Origin of the sequence: Marinobacter sp. (assembly GCF_039977835.1) — a bacterium.
Taxonomy (GTDB): Bacteria; Pseudomonadota; Gammaproteobacteria; order Pseudomonadales; family Oleiphilaceae; genus Marinobacter.
In genome coordinates this window covers 33,369-51,140 of sequence record NZ_JBDWCL010000027.1, presented here as the reverse complement: position 1 = coordinate 51,140, position 17,772 = coordinate 33,369, and the positions used below count along the sequence as shown (strand labels likewise).

Annotated in this window: 12 protein-coding genes; 2 read left to right on the top strand and 10 right to left on the bottom strand. The window is 57.4% G+C overall.

From position 1 onward, the window contains the following. Positions 1-26 precede the first annotated feature (26 nt). The 3 genes from ribD to glyA form a co-directional block, all read right to left on the bottom strand. Complete coding sequence (gene ribD, locus ABJM11_RS08305) at positions 27-1,142, bottom strand: bifunctional diaminohydroxyphosphoribosylaminopyrimidine deaminase/5-amino-6-(5-phosphoribosylamino)uracil reductase RibD (protein ID WP_348296907.1); 1,116 nt, start codon at positions 1,140-1,142, stop codon at positions 27-29. After that, positions 1,139-1,657 (bottom strand): transcriptional regulator NrdR, encoded by a 519-nt coding sequence (gene nrdR / locus ABJM11_RS08300; RefSeq protein WP_348296906.1) that lies wholly within the window; start codon positions 1,655-1,657, stop codon positions 1,139-1,141. The genes ribD and nrdR overlap by 4 nt, the downstream gene beginning before the upstream one ends. Before the next feature lie 66 nt (positions 1,658-1,723). Next, positions 1,724-2,980 (bottom strand): serine hydroxymethyltransferase, encoded by a 1,257-nt coding sequence (glyA, locus tag ABJM11_RS08295; protein WP_348296905.1) that lies wholly within the window; start codon positions 2,978-2,980, stop codon positions 1,724-1,726. Between the two features lie 362 nt (positions 2,981-3,342). Between glyA and ettA the strand changes: the two genes are divergently transcribed. Beyond that, positions 3,343-5,004: an energy-dependent translational throttle protein EttA gene (gene ettA / locus ABJM11_RS08290; protein WP_348296904.1), complete on the top strand. Its 1,662-nt coding sequence runs from the start codon at positions 3,343-3,345 to the stop codon at positions 5,002-5,004. Next, positions 5,004-6,383, top strand: coding sequence for a DNA repair protein RadA (gene radA, locus ABJM11_RS08285; protein WP_348296903.1), 1,380 nt, complete (start codon positions 5,004-5,006; stop codon positions 6,381-6,383). The genes ettA and radA overlap by 1 nt, the downstream gene beginning before the upstream one ends. 178 nt (positions 6,384-6,561) lie before the next feature. Here the strand turns inward: radA and ABJM11_RS08280 are convergent, their stop codons facing one another. The 7 genes from ABJM11_RS08280 to aroK form a co-directional block, all read right to left on the bottom strand. Continuing rightward, positions 6,562-6,930 carry a PilZ domain-containing protein gene (locus ABJM11_RS08280; protein WP_348296902.1) on the bottom strand — a complete coding sequence of 123 codons (369 nt, stop codon included), beginning with the start codon at positions 6,928-6,930 and terminating at the stop codon, positions 6,562-6,564. 239 nt (positions 6,931-7,169) lie between these two features. Then, positions 7,170-8,240, bottom strand: a complete 1,071-nt coding sequence (gene hemE, locus ABJM11_RS08275) for a uroporphyrinogen decarboxylase (protein WP_348296901.1) — start codon at positions 8,238-8,240, stop codon at positions 7,170-7,172. Between the two features lie 123 nt (positions 8,241-8,363). After that, positions 8,364-9,782: an FAD-dependent oxidoreductase gene (locus ABJM11_RS08270; protein ID WP_348296900.1), complete on the bottom strand. Its 1,419-nt coding sequence runs from the start codon at positions 9,780-9,782 to the stop codon at positions 8,364-8,366. Between the two features lie 76 nt (positions 9,783-9,858). Continuing rightward, entirely contained in the window at positions 9,859-14,307 is a 4,449-nt protein-coding gene (gene gltB, locus ABJM11_RS08265) for a glutamate synthase large subunit (protein WP_348296899.1), read from the bottom strand. Between the two features lie 255 nt (positions 14,308-14,562). Beyond that, a complete protein-coding gene (locus ABJM11_RS08260) occupies positions 14,563-15,960 on the bottom strand; it encodes an AAA family ATPase (protein ID WP_348296898.1) in 1,398 nt (465 codons plus the stop codon). Between the two features lie 42 nt (positions 15,961-16,002). Then, complete coding sequence (gene aroB, locus ABJM11_RS08255) at positions 16,003-17,112, bottom strand: 3-dehydroquinate synthase (RefSeq protein ID WP_348296897.1); 1,110 nt, start codon at positions 17,110-17,112, stop codon at positions 16,003-16,005. Continuing rightward, the gene (gene aroK / locus ABJM11_RS08250; protein ID WP_348296896.1) at positions 17,105-17,671 is read right to left on the bottom strand and encodes a shikimate kinase AroK; all 567 of its coding nucleotides are present in this window, start codon (positions 17,669-17,671) and stop codon (positions 17,105-17,107) included. The genes aroB and aroK overlap by 8 nt, the downstream gene beginning before the upstream one ends. Positions 17,672-17,772 lie beyond the last annotated feature (101 nt).

Below are 17,772 nucleotides of genomic sequence, written 5' to 3'. Positions count from 1 at the left end.
CCGGTCCACCATGAATTTAATTCCAGTCAGGCTGGCGCCAGGATCAGTCGCTGATCCTCACCCAGCTGACGGCGATCCAGCACTTTCCATTGTACCTTGTCCGCCATGGATTCGAGCGGCAGATTGGCCGTTGGCCGGCCGGTACTGCCAAGGAACACCGGCGCCTGGTAGAGCCAGAGTTCGTCAACCAGGCGCTCATTGATAAAGGTTCCGGCCAGAGTCGGGCCAGCTTCCACCAGGAGTTCGTTGATCCCCAACTCACCCAGTGAGTCCAGCAGTTCACGGACATCAATCCCGTTGTCTTTCCAGGCAACGCCTGTAAGGCCCACCCCCAGCGCGGCAAGATCCTGAGCCTGTGCTGTTGCCAGTGTCGGCGAAGCGCAATAGAGCTGAACATTGCCCCCCTGGAGTATGGTCGCGCCGGGCGGCGTACGGGCATCACGGTCCGCTATTACCCGCAGCGGCTGACGTGATGGTTCAGTGGCATCACCGATGTCCCCCAGCTCGCCCCTGCGCACAGTGAGGGATGGGTTATCAGCCAACACCGTTCCCACGCCGGTCAGGATGGCATCACTTATGGCCCGCAGCCGCTGCACGTCACGACGGGCCTCAGGGCCCGTAATCCACTGGCTTTCGCCTGAGGCCATGGCAGTCCTGCCATCGAGACTGGCTGCCATTTTAAGTCGAACATAGGGGCGGCCCACGTTCATCCGCTTCATGAAACCGGGATTCAGCCTCACGGCCTCCTCTGCCAACAGGCCTTCAGTCACCCGAACACCTGCCTCCCGAAGCATATCCAGGCCACGCCCCGAGACCGAGGGATTCGGGTCTTTGGTGGCGGCAAACACATGGGCAACCCCGGCCTCGATCAATGCCTTGGCACAAGGCGGTGTTCGGCCGAAATGGCTACAGGGCTCCAGCGTAACGTAGGCCGTTGCACCACGGGCATCCGGTCCTGCCTGACTCAGTGCGCGGATCTCGGCATGCGCTTCGCCGGCTCGTTCATGCCAGCCTTCGCCAAGAATCCTGCTGCCACTGGCAATCACGCAACCCACGCGGGGATTTGGATGGGTGGAATAGCGGCCGCGCCACGCAAGCTGCACCGCCCTGGCCATAAATGCCGTGTCCTGGGCGTCGATCATGCCTGTCCTTTGGAGGAATGGTTGTCTGCCAGAACCTTGGCCACATCCACAGGGTCTTCACCCGAGGTCGCGGAAAGCCGCTCAATCTCTTCCTTGAATTCGTTTACATCCTGAAAGCTGCGATAAACCGAGGCAAACCGAACATAGGCAACCTTGTCCAGTTGCCGTAACTCGGTCATTACCTCTTCGCCCAACTGCATGGATTTTACTTCCCGCTCTCCGGTGGCCCGCAACCGGAACCGGATACGATTGAGCGCCGCCTCGATTTCCTCAATGCTGACGGGGCGCTTTTCCAGAGCTTTCATCAGACCCGCCCTCAGCTTTTCTTCGTCAAACGGCTGACGCGTGCCATCCTGCTTGACGACGCGGGGCATCACCAGCTCGGCGGATTCAAAGGTGGTAAAACGCTCACGACAGGACAGACACTCCCTGCGGCGACGCACCTGATCACCTTCGGCCACCAGGCGCGAATCGATTACCTTGGTATCCGCTTCACCACAGAAAGGACAATGCATAAGCTGAAGCTCCTGCAATCCATCAAGCGTCGCAAAGCAAGGCGCCTGACGGTGCGTTCGGGCTGATTAGCCGGCGTAAACCGGGAAGCGATCACACAGGCTGGCGACCTGTTCACGAACCCGGTCATTAACCGCGTTGTCTTCCAGGTTGTCCAGAATGTCACACATCCAGGCCGCCAGGTCGCGACACTCGGACTCACCAAAGCCGCGAGTTGTAACGGCCGGGGTGCCAATGCGCAGGCCAGAGGTCACGAACGGTGAACGTGGATCATTAGGAACCGCATTCTTGTTCACGGTGATATGGGCACGGCCGAGGGCGGCATCCGCATCCTTACCGGTAATGTCCTGCTTGATCAGACTGACCAGGAACAGGTGGTTCTCGGTGCCACCGGAAATCACGTCAAAGCCACGTGACACAAACACCTCGGCCATGGCTTTGGCATTTTTGATGACCTGCTTCTGATAGGCTTTAAACTCATCACTCATGGCCTCCTTGAAGCAGACGGCCTTGGCCGCAATCACATGCATCAGCGGGCCGCCCTGACCGCCAGGGAACACTGCAGAGTTCAGTTTCTTCTGCAGGTCAGCATCATCACAGGCCAGGATCAGGCCGCCACGTGGGCCGCGCAGCGTCTTGTGCGTAGTGGTCGCAACGACATGGGCGTGAGGAACCGGGTCGGGGTATACGCCAGCCGCTACCAGGCCTGCAACGTGCGCCATGTCGACAAACAGGTAGGCGCCGACCTTGTCAGCAATCTCACGGAAACGGGCAAAGTCCAGCGCCTGGGAATACGCTGAGAAGCCGGCAATGATCATTTTCGGCTTGTGCTCAAGGGCAAGGCTTTCTACTTCATCGTAGTCGATCAGGCCGGTATCCGGGTTGAGACCATACTGCACGGCGTTATAGATCTTGCCGGAGAAGTTGACGCTGGCTCCATGGGTCAGATGGCCGCCATGGGCCAGACTCATACCCAGAACGGTATCCCCCGGCTTCAGCAGCGCCATGAAAACGGCTGAGTTGGCCTGGGACCCGGAGTGTGGCTGTACGTTGGCATAGGCAGCGCCGAACAGCTCCCTGGCACGACTGATGGCCAGGTCTTCAGCGATATCCACAAACTCGCAACCACCGTAATAACGCTTGCCGGGATAGCCTTCCGCGTACTTGTTGGTCAGCACGCTGCCTTGGGCTTCCATCACCCGAGGGCTGGTATAGTTCTCAGACGCGATCAGCTCGATATGAGCTTCCTGGCGTTTCTCTTCCGCCTGCATGGCGTTCCAGAGCTCGTCGTCAAAGCCGGCGATTTTCATATCACGATTAAACATGGATGCGCTGCCCCTGTGTGCTTAGCTGCCCGAAAAATGGGCCGCTATTCTATCTTACAAATGGGTAAAAAATCATCCTTTATACCGTCCGCAGATACCGACACGCGGCCAGCGGCGGTTTTTGCTCAATTGCTATCCCTGGTTGGTTTCGATACCTTACTCGGTCAATATTCATAGGTTGTGGCTACCTATTGGAGTTTCGGCCATCCGGTAGGGCGATCCGGGATACGCTGTAAATACGTCCCTGTACGCTCGACAAAATCATCCATGATTTTGACGATCCCGGATCGCCCTACCCGATGGCCTTAGCCAGACCCCTTCACTATTTCTGAAACACACTTCGCAAGAAGGACTCTGACGACATGGCTCAGTACGTATATACCATGAACCGCGTGGGCAAGGTGGTTCCGCCCAAGCGTGAAATTCTCAAGGACATTTCCCTGAGCTTCTTCCCGGGCGCCAAGATCGGCGTACTGGGCCTGAACGGTGCCGGTAAGTCTACATTGCTACGTATTATGGCCGGTATAGATCAGGATTACATTGGCGAAGCCCGCCCACAGCCGGGCATTAACGTAGGCTACCTGCCCCAGGAGCCCGAGCTGGATGACAGCAAAACCGTCAAGGAGATTGTCGACGAGGCGGTATCCGGAATCCACGATGCCCTGTCCGAGCTGGACCAGGTCTATGCTGCCTACGCCGAGCCCGATGCCGACTTTGATGCCCTGGCCAAAAAGCAGGGAGAACTGGAAGCCTTTATCCAGGCCAGCGACGGCCACGATATCGAGCGCAAGATGGAAGTTGCTGCCGACGCCCTGCGCCTGCCGGCCTGGGACGCCATGGTAAAGAACCTATCGGGTGGTGAACGTCGCCGGGTGGCTCTCTGCCGGCTGCTCCTTTCCAGCCCTGACATGCTATTGCTCGACGAACCCACCAACCACCTGGACGCGGAGTCCGTGGCGTGGCTGGAGCGCTTCCTTCATGACTATACCGGTACTGTGGTTGCCATTACCCACGACCGTTACTTCCTGGACAACGTTGCCGGCTGGATTCTCGAGCTGGACCGTGGCCAGGGCATTCCGTTTGAAGGCAACTACAGCCAGTGGCTGGAGAACAAGGAAAAACGCCTGGAAGTTGAAGCCAAGCAGGAAGCCTCCCGCCAGAAGACCATCAAGCACGAGCTGGAATGGGTGCGCAGCAATGCAAAGGGCCGCCAGTCCAAGAGCAAGGCCCGCCTTGCCCGTTTTGAGGAAATGAGCTCCCAGGAGTTCCAGAAGCGCAACGAAACCAATGAGCTGTACATCCCACCCGGCCCTCGGCTTGGCGACAAGGTGATCGAAGTGGAGGGCATCAGCAAGTCCTTCGGCGACCACTTGTTGTACGAAGATGTGTCGTTCAGCGTACCTCCCGGCGCCATCGTGGGCATCATCGGTGGTAACGGCGCAGGCAAGTCCACCTTGTTCCGTATGATTGCCGGGCACGACAAGCCGGATTCGGGCACCATTACCGTAGGCGAAACGGTGAAGCTGGCCTACGTGGACCAGATGCGGGATCTCAATGGCGACAACACGGTCTGGGAAGAGCTCAGCGACGGCAACGACATCATCAAGATCGGTAACTACGAAACCCCGTCAAGGGCCTACGTGGGCCGCTTCAACTTCAAGGGCTCCGACCAGCAGAAAAGGGTGGCCGACCTGTCCGGTGGTGAGCGCAACCGCCTGCACCTGGCCAAGCTTCTCAAGGAAGGCGGCAATGTGCTGCTTCTGGACGAACCCACCAACGACCTGGACGTGGAAACCCTCCGCGCGCTGGAAGAGGCGCTGCTGAACTTCCCCGGCTCCGCCCTCGTGATCTCGCACGACCGCTGGTTCCTGGACCGGGTAGCCACCCACATCCTGGCGTTCGAGGACGATGGCGAGGTGGTGTACTTCGAGGGTAACTTCACTGAATACGATGAGGATCACAAGAAGCGCAAGGGTGACTCTGCGATGGTGCCCCAGCGCATGAAGTACAAGAAGCTGGCCTGATGGCAAAAGCCAAAACCGCCTTCGTCTGCACCGAGTGTGGCGCTGACTATTCCAAGTGGCAGGGCCAATGCACTGCCTGTCAGGCCTGGAACACCATCAGTGAGGTCCGCGGCGTCAGTGGCGGCAATGCCAAGGGGGCCCGTGGAGCACGCTTCGAGGGCTTTGCAGGCAGCCTGTCGGAAGTAAAGAGCCTCGATGACGTCAGTCTGGCGGAACAGCCCCGTATCAGCTCCGGCATGCAGGAATTCGACCGTGTGCTGGGTGGCGGACTGGTGGAGGGCTCTGCCATTCTCATGGGAGGCCATCCGGGTGCCGGCAAGAGCACCCTGCTCCTACAGGCGGTATGCCATCTGGCTTCCAGTGTTCCAGCGCTCTATGTCACCGGCGAGGAGTCACTGCAACAGGTGGCCATGCGGGCCAAGCGCCTGGGACTGCCCACCAAAGACCTGAAGATGTTGTCCGAGACCAGCGTCGAGCGGGTGATGCAGATAGCTGAAGCCGAAAAACCCCGCATCCTGGTGGTGGACAGTATTCAGGTGATGCACGTGGCCGAGTCGGAATCCGCTCCGGGCAGCGTTTCCCAGGTTCGCGAAAGCGCCGCCTACCTGACCCGCTTTGCCAAACAGACCGGCACCATTCTGTTCCTGGTGGGCCACGTCACCAAGGATGGCAGCCTGGCGGGACCGAAGGTGCTGGAGCATATGATTGACTGCTCCATCCTGCTGGAGGGTTCCAGTGACAGTCGTTACCGCACCCTCAGAGGCATCAAGAACCGCTTTGGCGCAGTGAACGAGCTGGGCGTGTTCGCAATGCTGGAGCAGGGCCTGAAGGAAGTTAAAAACCCCAGCGCGATCTTTCTGAACCGGGGGGAGGAGGCGGCCCCTGGCAGCGTGGTGATGGTGGTATGGGAAGGCACACGGCCGATGCTGGTGGAGATCCAGGCGCTGGTGGATATGGCCCAGGGTGGCTATCCAAGGCGTGTTGCGGTAGGGCTGGACCAGAACCGGCTGGCGATGCTGCTTGCGGTGTTGCACCGCCATGGGGGTATGCATGTCTCCGATCAGGATGTGTTTGTGAATGTCGTCGGTGGCGTCAAGGTCAACGAAACCAGCGCGGACCTGGCGTTACTCGCGGCCATCGTGTCCTCCTTCCGCGACCGCGCCCTGCCCCAGGATCTGGTAATCTTTGGCGAGGTTGGGCTTTCGGGCGAGATCCGGCCGGTGCCCAGTGGACAGGAACGCATTTACGAGGCTGCCAAGCACGGCTTTACCCGAGCCCTTGTGCCCAAGTCCAATGCGCCTCGTAAGGTTATTGAGGGGATGAAGGTGATTCCGGTGACCAAGCTTAGTGATGCTCTGTCGGCACTGGAGGAGCTTTAAGGTTCGGTTTGTAGCCTGCTTGTTTGGTGCCAGGCGGGGTTGGAAGGGCCTTTCCAAAAAACGCTACAAGCACATCCCTGTGCGCTTGGGCTCCGCCATCCATGGCTCCGCACATTTTTGGAAAGGCCCTTCCAACCCCGCCTACAAACCTTCGCAGTTATCTCCGGAATTCCCCGCCTCACTCAATCAAATGCGCAAACTCCCTCTCCAACAACGCCTGGTCCCCCAGATTCAACTCCACCAGCCGCTTGAGATGGGTCGCACTCTCGAGGTCAATATACTGACACTTGAACCCCAACCTATGCTCTTCGATATGCCGTAGTTCCACCGCCATTACGATCGCGGTTTTATGATCATCAAGGTGGATAATCACCTCGCACGGCTGCTTCAACGGAACATTCCATTCCGTCGGCCGCTGCACCAGAACGCCGTTCAGTGAAATATCCAATACCTCGGTTGGCCACACTTCATCCTGGCAATGCATCTCACAATCGGCATCGAAGGAGATTCTGTGGAAACGACGTTTTTCGGGAGATTTGGCTGGCAAGGGTTACTCCTGTTTACCGGTCTTATCTGATATGACTATAGACCGCACAGGGACATCAATCTAGCGCTAGCACCTGGCAGGGCAAACTTCGGGGGCGTTAACGCGAAAGTGCGACCAAGGGTGGTTGCCGGGTCTTTCCAAAACCGTGGAGCGCCAAGGATGGCGCGACCGAGCCCTACAGGGACGTATTCACGGGCGTGTTTTGTAAAGGCCCGGCAACTACCCGGCACTCCCAACTCTCAGTCTTGATTGTGATACGGAGGACTAAGCTCAGTCACAGCGCGAATAAACGCCCCAGCATGTTCCGGATCAACGTCCGGGGTAATACCATGCCCAAGATTGAAGATATGCCCCGGCCCGGAACCATAGCGGGACAGGATATCCGCCACTTCCTGACGAATCCGCTCAGGTGGCGCGTACAGCATGGCCGGGTCCATGTTGCCCTGCAAGGCAACCTTATCGCCAATACGGGCACGTGCGTTGCCGATGTCTGTTGTCCAGTCCAGGCCCACTGCATCGGCACCCGAATCCGCGATGGACTCCAGCCACTGACCGCCGTTCTTGGTAAACAGGATAACCGGCACATGGCGTCCGTCGTTTTCACGAATCAGGCCGGCGACAATTTTCTTCATGTAATTCAGGGAGAACTCCTGATAGGCCCAGCTGCTAAGCACACCGCCCCAGGTGTCAAAAACCTGTACTGCCTGGGCGCCGGCGCGGATCTGGCCATTGAGATAATCAATCACCGAGTCCGCCAGGTGATCCAGCAACTGATGCATCACGTCGGGTTGGCCATACATAAGCTTTTTGGCTTCGCGGAAGTCCTTGGAAGAGCCGCCTTCGATCATGTAAGTGGCCAGGGTCCAGGGGCTGCCGGAGAAGCCGATTAGCGGAACACTGCCATTGAGCGCATTCCGGATGGTGGACACCGCGTTCATCACGTAGTCCAGATCCACTTCCGCATTGATCTTTGGCAGCGCGGCCACATCGGCTGCGGACCGGATGGTGTTGCGGAATTTCGGGCCTTCTCCGGTTTCGAAATACAAACCAAGGCCGAGCGCATCGGGGATGGTAAGGATATCCGAAAACAGGATGGCAGCATCCAGTGGAAAACGTTCCAGGGGTTGCAGGGTCACTTCGCAAGCCAACGGGGTATTCTTGCAGAGACTGAGAAAATCCCCGGCCCTGGCGCGAGTGGCACGGTATTCGGGCAGGTATCGGCCGGCCTGACGCATCATCCATACCGGTGTGCGATCAACGGGCTGACGCATCAGCGCGCGCAGGAAACGGTCATTTTTCAGCTCGGTCATAGCATTCCCAGTCTGCTGTCTGTCAAAAGTTTGGAGGGCAATGATACCCGGTTTGTGGCAATAAAAAAGGGCGACCCGCCTTCAGCACGCCGCCCTTCTGATCACGGTCAAAAACCAGAGGGATCAGATATCGAGATAATCCATGATGCCCTCGGCTGCCTGGCGGCCTTCCCAGATAGCCGTTACGACCAGATCCGAGCCGCGGACCATGTCGCCACCGGCAAAAATCTTGGGATTGCTGGTCTGGAAGCCGAATTCCGCTTCCTCAGGCGCGCTGACCCGGCCAGAATCGTCGGTATTTACCTCCAGTTCACCAAACCAGTCGGCCGGGCTCGGGCGGAACCCGAAAGCGACCAGCACGGCATCCGCCGGGATGACTTCCTCGCTGCCGGCAACCACCTCCGGGCGGCGACGGCCATTCTCATCAGGCTCACCAAGGCGGGTCTGGACCACCTTCACGCCCTCGACCCGATCCTCGCCAATGATAGCGATCGGCTGACGATTGAACATGAATTTGACGCCCTCTTCCTTGGCATTCGACACTTCACGACGGGAGCCAGGCATGTTTTTCTCGTCACGGCGATAGGCGCAGGTAACGCTTGTTGCCTGCTGGCGAATTGACGTGCGGTTGCAGTCCATGGCGGTATCACCCCCGCCAAGTACCACCACTCGCTTGCCTTTCATGTCGATAAAATCTTCGGCATTGTCCTCGAATCCGAGACGGCGATTGACGTTCGAAACCAGGAACGGCAAGGCGTCATAGACCCCAGGCAGATCCTCGCCGGGGAAACCGCCTTTCATATAGGTGTAGGTGCCCATGCCCATGAAAACGGCGTCAAATTCTTCAAGAATGTCAGCCATTGCTACGTCCTTGCCGACTTCTGTCGACAGACGGAACTCCATGCCCATTTCCTCAAAGATCTTGCGACGACGGCTCATTACCGACTTCTCAAGCTTGAACTCGGGAATACCGAAGGTCAGCAGGCCACCGATTTCCGGGTAGATATCGAAAACCACCGGTTTTACGCCATTGCGGACCAGTACGTCGGCACACCCCAGACCTGCCGGGCCAGCACCAATGACCGCAACCTTTTTATCGGTCCACTTCACCGCGGACATATCGGGCTTCCAGCCTAACGCAAAGGCGGTGTCGGTAATGTATTTCTCTACCGACCCGATGGTTACGGCTCCATAGCCATCATTCAGGGTACAGGCACCCTCACACAGTCGATCCTGGGGGCAGACCCGGCCGCAAACCTCAGGCAGCGAGTTGGTCTGGTGACACAACTCTACGGCCTTCATGATGTTACCTTCAGACACCAGCTTCAGCCAGTTGGGAATGTAGTTATGGACAGGACATTTCCACTCACAATACGGATTACCGCACTCGAGACACCGATGTGCCTGTGATGCCGCATGATCCTGAGTAAATGGATGATAGATTTCACCAAACTCTTTCTTGCGCTTCTTTGCCGGTACTTTCTTGGGGTCAACACGCCCTACTTCGACAAACTGGAAGTCGTTACTCAGTCGTTCTTTCATTATGAAGCTCTCATCAGACTCAATTTCGACACAGGCGTTACCATAACGGCAACGCCCCGACCCTGTTCATTCGCCGTTACTCGGGACGTGCCCGGGTGCTGGCCAGCAGGCTGCGAAGGTTCGCTGCCTTGGGCTTGACCAGCCAGAAACGGCCGATGTAGTCGTCGAAATTGTCAAGAATATGCTCTGCCCATTCGCTCGCGGTTTCGGAGATATGTTCACGGACAACCCCACGGAGGTGGTTCCGGTAGGACTCCATCTCTTCACTGGAAATGCGTTGAATTTCCACCAGCTCATGGTTGTACTGGTCCACGAAGGTGTTGTTCAGGTCCAGCACATAGGCGAAACCGCCAGTCATACCGGCCCCGAAATTATGGCCGGTACTTCCCAGAACGGTGACCAGACCACCGGTCATGTATTCACAACAGTGATCACCCACGCCTTCCACAACGGCATGGGCGCCGGAATTGCGAACACCGAAGCGCTCGCCGGCGGTACCAGCAGCAAACAGTTTGCCACCAGTTGCACCATACAGACAGGTATTGCCTACAATCGAGGTTTCCTGGGACTTGAATTCGCTGCCGGATGGCGGCCGTACCACCAGCTTACCGCCGGTCATGCCTTTGCCCACGTAATCGTTGGCATCTCCTTCAAGAAGCAGGTTAAGACCGCCCACGTTCCAGACCCCGAAACTCTGACCAGCGGTACCAGTCAACTCCAGGGTTATCGGAGCTGAAACCATGCCCTGATTGCCGTGCAACTGCGCAATCTCGCCGGACAGACGGGCGCCGATCGAACGATCGCAATTCGTCACCCTGTAGGACCACGTACCCCCGGCCTTCGCCGCTATCGCATCGGCAGTGTCTTTCACCATCTGCTCAGCCAGCTTGCCTTCATCAAACGGATGGTTCCGTGCCACCTGGCAGGTGTTGGGCTTGTCTGCGGGGATATGGTCATTGGACAACAGCCGTGTCAGGTCCAGCTTCTTCTGGCGCGGAGTATCGCCGGGCAGGCGCTCCAGCAGGTCAACACGGCCCACCAGTTCCTCGAGGCTGCGAACACCCAGCTTCGCCAGCCACTCACGGGTTTCTTCCGCTACGAAACGGAAGAAGTTCATGGCCATTTCCACAGTGCCCTTGAAATGCTCTTCCCGCAGGTGCTCATTCTGGGTGGCAACCCCCGTCGCGCAGTTGTTCAGATGACAGATTCGCAGGTATTTACAGCCCAGTGCGACCATCGGCGTGGTGCCGAAGCCAAAGCTTTCAGCACCCAGAATAGCGCCTTTGACCACGTCCAGACCGGTTTTGATACCGCCGTCGGTTTGCAGGCGGATCTTGCCGCGCAGGTCGTTGGCCCTCAGTGCCTGCTGGGTTTCGCTAAGACCAAGTTCCCAGGGGGAGCCCGCATAACGGATGGATGTGAGCGGGCTTGCCGCTGTGCCACCGTCATAACCGGAAACGGTAATAAGATCCGCATAGGCTTTGGCCACTCCGGCGGCGATGGTACCAACGCCGGGCTCGGAAACCAGTTTCACGGAAACCAGAGCATTCGGATTGACCTGTTTGAGATCAAAAATCAGCTGCGCCAGATCCTCGATAGAGTAGATATCGTGATGTGGCGGCGGCGAGATCAGCGTCACCCCCGGTACTGAGTAGCGAAGGCGTGCGATCAGATCATTGACCTTGCCACCGGGTAACTGGCCACCCTCTCCGGGCTTGGCGCCCTGGGCCACCTTGATCTGCATGACATCGGCACTGCGCAGATACTCGGCTGTCACACCAAAGCGGCCGGACGCCACCTGCTTGATCTTGGAGCGTTTCTCGGTACCGTAGCGGGCAGGGTCTTCACCGCCCTCGCCGGAGTTCGACCGGCCGCCCAGAGTATTCATGGCCACCGCCAGGGCTTCGTGAGCCTCTGGAGACAGCGCGCCCAGGGACATGGCTGCCGAGTCGAAGCGTGGAAAGATATTCTCCACCGGCTCGACTTCTGACAGGTCAATAGCCTTGATGTCTTTACGGAAGCCCAGCAGGTCTCGAAGGGTGGAGACAGGGCGTTCGTTTACCAGCCCGGCGTATTCCATATACTGCCCGTAATCTCCGCTGGTAACAGCTTCCTGTAGCCTGGCAACCACATCCGGGTTAAAGGCGTGGTATTCCTGGCCATGAACATACTTCAGCAGACCACCCTGGGAAATCGGCTTGCGATGTTTCCAGGCGACGGCCGCCAATTGCTCCTGGTCCTGCTGGAAATCAAAGAACCCGGCCCCCTGGATACGGCTGGGGACGCCTTTGAAACACAAATCCACCACATCATCTGCCAGACCGATGGCTTCGAACAACTGGGCGCCACGATAGGAGGTAATGGTAGAAATGCCCATCTTGGACAGAATCTTCAGCAGCCCCTTATTGATGCCCTTGCGATAGTTGTTCTTCGCATCAATGGGATCCATCATCAGTTCGCCAGTACGGATCAGGTCATTGAGCACCTGATACGCCAGATACGGGTACACTGCCGTGGCACCAAAGCCAAACAGGACGGCAAAATGATGAGGATCACGGGCCCAGCCGGTTTCGACCAGGATATTGGAGTCACACCGCAGCCCTTTCTTGACCAGGTGGTGGTGCACCGCGCCAGTGGCCATCATGGCATTTACGGGCAGCTCACCTTCCTTCAGGTCCTTATCCGTCAGAATCAGGATAACCTTACCGTCACGAACCGCCTGCTCGGCGTCATCGCATACCTTCTGAACAGCCTGTTCAAGACCCATTTCCGGGCTATAGCTCATGTTGATGCGGGCAACTTCAAAACCTGGCCGATCGTTATTGGAGATCTTCAGAAACTTGGCCGGCGACAGCACTGGTGTTGTCAGAATAATCCGGTTGGCGTGCTCGGCTGTTTCCTCAAACACGTTACGCTCGGCACCAATACAGGTTTCCAGCGACATCACAATGGATTCACGCAGCGGATCTATAGCAGGGTTGGTCACCTGGGCGAACTTTTGCCGGAAGTAGTCCGCCACATGGCGGACGCGGCTGGAGAGAACCGCCATGGGCGTATCATCACCCATGGAGCCTACCGCCTCCTGGCCATTTTCGGCCAGCGGGCGCAGCACCTGATCGCGCTCCTCGTAGGACACCATGAACATCTTCTGGTGTATGTGAAGCTCGTCTGACTGCATCAGCTTGAAATCGGGGGTGTCCTGGTTCAGCGTGGTTTCCACCCGCAGAGAATTCTCCCGCAGCCAGCGCTTATAGGGCTGGGCAGACTTCAGGCGGTCATCCACATCCCTGGTATGGAGCAGTTCCCCAGATTCGGTATCAATGGCCAGCATCTGGCCCGGCCCCACCCTGCCCTTCGCTACCACATCCTCGGGCTTGTAGCCGTACGTGCCAATCTCGGATGCCAGGGTAATGAAATCATCTTTCGTGATTACCCAGCGGGCTGGACGCAGACCATTGCGATCAAGCATACATACGGCATAGCGGCCATCGGAGAGAACCAGGCCCGCCGGGCCATCCCATGGTTCCATGTGCATGGAGTTGTATTCGTAGAAAGCTCGCAACTCGGAATCCATGGTATCCACGTTCTGCCACGCCGGCGGAATCATCATCCGTACGGCACGGAACAGGTCGACACCACCTGCCAGCAGAACTTCCAACATGTTGTCCATGCTGGACGAGTCTGAACCGGTCAGGTTCACCAGTGGTTGCAGGGTTTGCAGATCCGGCAGCTCCGGTGCACTGAACTTGGCTGCACGGGCAATCGCCCAGTTACGGTTGCCGTCAACCGTGTTGATCTCACCATTATGCGCCAGATAACGGAACGGCTGAGCCAGAGGCCAGCGAGGCATGGTGTTGGTAGAGAAACGCTGGTGGAATACGCAGATGGCCGTCTGCAGATCCGGGTCGCCCAGATCCTTGTAGAAGTTTGCCAGATCTGCCGGCATCATCAGGCCCTTGTAGGCCAGAGTGCGATGGGACAGGCTGCAAATGTAAAACTCGGAATCATCCGCCATGTCACGCTCGGCGTGGCGGCGCCCCACAAACAGGGCGATGGCAAATTCCTGCTCGGTCTTATCAGCCGGTACCACGAATACCTGCTCAATCCATGGCAGACAATCCAGCGCCATAGGGCCGAGGCAGCTGTCATCAGTTGGCACCTTGCGCCAACCCATGATTTCCAGTCCCTGCTCTGTCAGGCGCTTCTCCACGGCTGCGCGGCCTGCCGCTGCCCTGGTTTCATCCGGGCTAAGGAACACCTGCCCCACAGCGAACAGTCCTTCAGGCTCCTTGCCAAACTCTGCTTTCGCAGCCTTGCGCAAAAAGGCATCGGGGCTCTGGATCAGGAGGCCACAACCATCGCCGGTCTTTCCGTCTGCAGCGATACCACCGCGGTGGGTCATGCAGGTCAGCGACTCGATGGCAGTTTGCAACAACTTGTGGCTGGCCTCGCCCTTCATGTGGGCGATCAGACCGAAACCGCAGTTGTCCCTGAATTCGTCGGGATGATACAAACCTGTCATCATAAGCGTTCTCTCGCGTAGAAATGCTTTTCAATCAAAGGGTTATTCGAAAAAACACACTATACCCACCCTTTGACACTGAAAATGGGGGCTGGCTATTTTACACGCGTAGAAATACGTACTCAAACCAAAGAGGTTTTATTTTAGGAAGCGGAACCACCGGTTACGACTGCGACCGTCTACGACACGGCCACCACAGTCCCGATTCAGGTTATTGTTTTTATTACGCTAAAAACAAAAACAGAGAGGGCAGAAACATCAGAAATCACGCATGCGCCTGATCCAGGGAGTCTGATCCTGAAGAGCCTGGGGAAGGCCCTCAACGGCACTCTGAGCCCCCTCCCGGGATGGGAAATCTCCATAAAAGCCAACAAACCAGTCCTCGCCCTGCAGCTCAGTCAGGGTATAACGAATTCCTGAAATAGAACTGTAACGATCAATCAGACTGAGGACAGTTTGCTCACGATTGCCGGCGATCAGTTGCACCGTCCAGCCCTGGCGGGCCCTGACGTCGTCAAGAGCCTCAAAATGAGAAGGCTTGGCCGGTGAAAAGTCTGGCTCTGGCTCTGGCTCTGGCTCTGGCTCTGGCTCTGGCTCTGGAACAGACTGGGGCGATGGACCATCCGCTGTCAATTCAGATGAGACGTTGACTGGTTCTGTATCAGCGTCTCGCGGCTCGAGCTCAGGGTTGTCGGGACCGATGGTTATACTCTTGCGCACGGTTTCGACTTCCGGCGCCGCCTTCTCCCTCGCCACGGAGTCATCGTACTGCTGTGAAACCAGCCACCACGAACCCGCCAGAAGCACCAGGGCCAGGGCTGGCCAACGTAAATTGACTGGCATGGAGAAGGACCGCCTGCGTTCCTTCCCACTACCTGACGACGTCATATCCAGCCACACCGCTGGCGATACGCGCTTCAAGCGCGAAAAGCTTCCCTGGCTCAGCCTGTGTATCTGCGAGAGCCTGGAGGGCGTCAATAAAACCTTTGTGTCACCACCTGCCCGATGAATTCTGGGTTCGAGGTAGGCAGCAACCTCTTCCCTGGTGAGGGGACGGAGATGGATCTGGTGTACGCCATCACCGTCTCCCGAAAGTCCTAACATCTCAATCAACTGACCACTGCCACTGAAAACCGGTACGGCAGCTGCAGAACGATCAGCGGCCGTGAAAGCGGCCAATAGCAGCCTGACAAGCTCTGCCGGCGCCCGGTCCGCATCATCAATCAACAGAACCATGCGCTGCCCCTTTCGCGCCCGGCTCTCAGACCAGCGGAAGAAGCCATACACTGATTCACGTGCTCCCTCTCCCGGTTTCAGGCCAGTATGCGCTATGCCAAGCAAGGCACGAGCAAGAGCCTGGATACTGGTCAATGCAGCGGTGGGAAGGCGATGAAAGTCGAGGCGGGAAGACTCACTTCTGATCAATTCCGCCAGCAACCGACTTTTACCAGCGCCCGGGTCGCCAGTCAGCAAAAGCGCCAGATCACCAAAACCACAGAGATGGCGAAGTGTTTCCAGGGCATGATGGCGGGAGGCGTCCGGATAGAAGGGAGTTTCCATGTCCAGGGGATTCGCCCTCAAGCCGTACCTTTCCTGCAATCGCGGAAAAAGCCCGCCCCCATCAAGACTGTTGAGCCCCTGATCTGTCACTGTCATTCCCTGTAGTGCCTCTCTCTGATACTTCTGATCAGTAATGACTCAGGTATTTTCGCCTTCATGGAAAGCGCAGAAAGCCCGGAGTGTCGCATCCAGCTTTAAAGTATCCACCTCATCAGTCACTACCGCATCGCCCAGCGCCCCAAGCAGAACCAGCCTGAGCGAGCCATCGACATTCTTCTTGTCAACAGCCATGAGGCGACGAAAGTCCTCCGGTGTCATGGCGCTCGGCGCCAGGCCCGGAAGGTTCGCCCGCTCAACAATGCGTATCACTCTGGCGCGGTCCTCCTCACTGATCATCCCCTGGCGCAGGGAAAGGTCGGCCGCCATCATCATACCCGTTCCTACAGCCTCGCCGTGCAGCCAGTTACCGTATCCGGCAAACGTCTCAATGGCATGGCCAAAGGTATGCCCGAGATTCAGGATCGCACGCAACCCGCCCTCTCTCTCGTCCAGGGCTACCACATCCGCCTTGCAGGCACACGACTGATAAATAGCCTCCACAAGCGCCTCTGTTTCCAGAGCAACCAGCGATTCTATTTTCCGCTCAAGCCAGCCCAGGAACTCCGTATCACGGATCAGGCCATACTTGATCACCTCAGCAAGGCCAGCCGACACTTCTCTGGGAGGCAACGTTTGGAGGCTATCCGTATCAATCAGCACCACCTCAGGCTGATGAAAGGCGCCGATCATGTTTTTGCCCAACGGGTGATTAATGCCCGTTTTGCCGCCGACAGAAGAATCCACCTGCGACAGCAACGTAGTGGGTATCTGGATGAACGGCACCCCTCGCTGGTAACACGCAGCAGCAAATCCGGTCATATCCCCTACTACACCACCCCCTAACGCGACCAGGGTGGTCTTTCTCGAGTGGCGCATCTCCAGCAGGTGATCAAATATCTGGTTCAGGGTTTGCCAGTCCTTGAACCGTTCACCATCCGGCAGGACCACAGTATCGACCTGCTTACCGGGAAAGCACGCCTGTACAGACTCCAGGTACAGGGGAGCTACGGTTTCATTGGTGACAATCATGACCTGTTTCCCGTGAACGAAGGGGGTCAGATCGTAGTTACCCAGCAGGCGCTGCCCTATTATGATCGGATAGGTTCTCTCTCCGAGATCCACCGTCAGCTGCCGCACTGAATCACGCATGATTTCTGCCTTCTTTGCGTATCTGTCGTTTATGCCTTGGCGTCCGGGGATTAATGCGGTTCACCAGTTGCCGCACCACCAGCCGCGGGCTTTTGCGATCGGTAAACATGACAACGTCGGCAAGTTCTGTATAAACCGGATCCCGGATTGCAAAGAGGTTCCTGAGAACGGCTTCCGGATCATCGTTCTGCAGCAAGGGACGGTTTCTGTCCCGCCGTGTTCGTTCCACCTGCTGTTCTATCGATGTTTTCAGGTAGACCACCACTGCATCACGCTTCAGATGAGCGTGATTTTCCTCGCGCATGATGGCTCCGCCACCGGTCGCCAGGACGGTTTTTGGATACTGAGAGAGTTCTGCCAGCATGGCGGTTTCGCGATGGCGGAAACCATCCTCGCCTTCGACATCAAATATCCAGGGAATATTCGCTCCACAGCGTTCCTCGATAATGCGGTCGGAATCGAGAAAACGATAGCCCAGCTCCTTGGCCAGCATGCGACCAATCGTGCTTTTGCCAGCCCCCATCGGGCCCACAAGGACTATTCGTTTTGGCAAGGACATAACTTCCGCTCATCTGTATTCCGGCGGGTGAGAATAGCACAGGGTAACGTTTTCCATAAGATTGGAAAAACGGACAGGCAAAAAAAACCGCCGTACGAGGA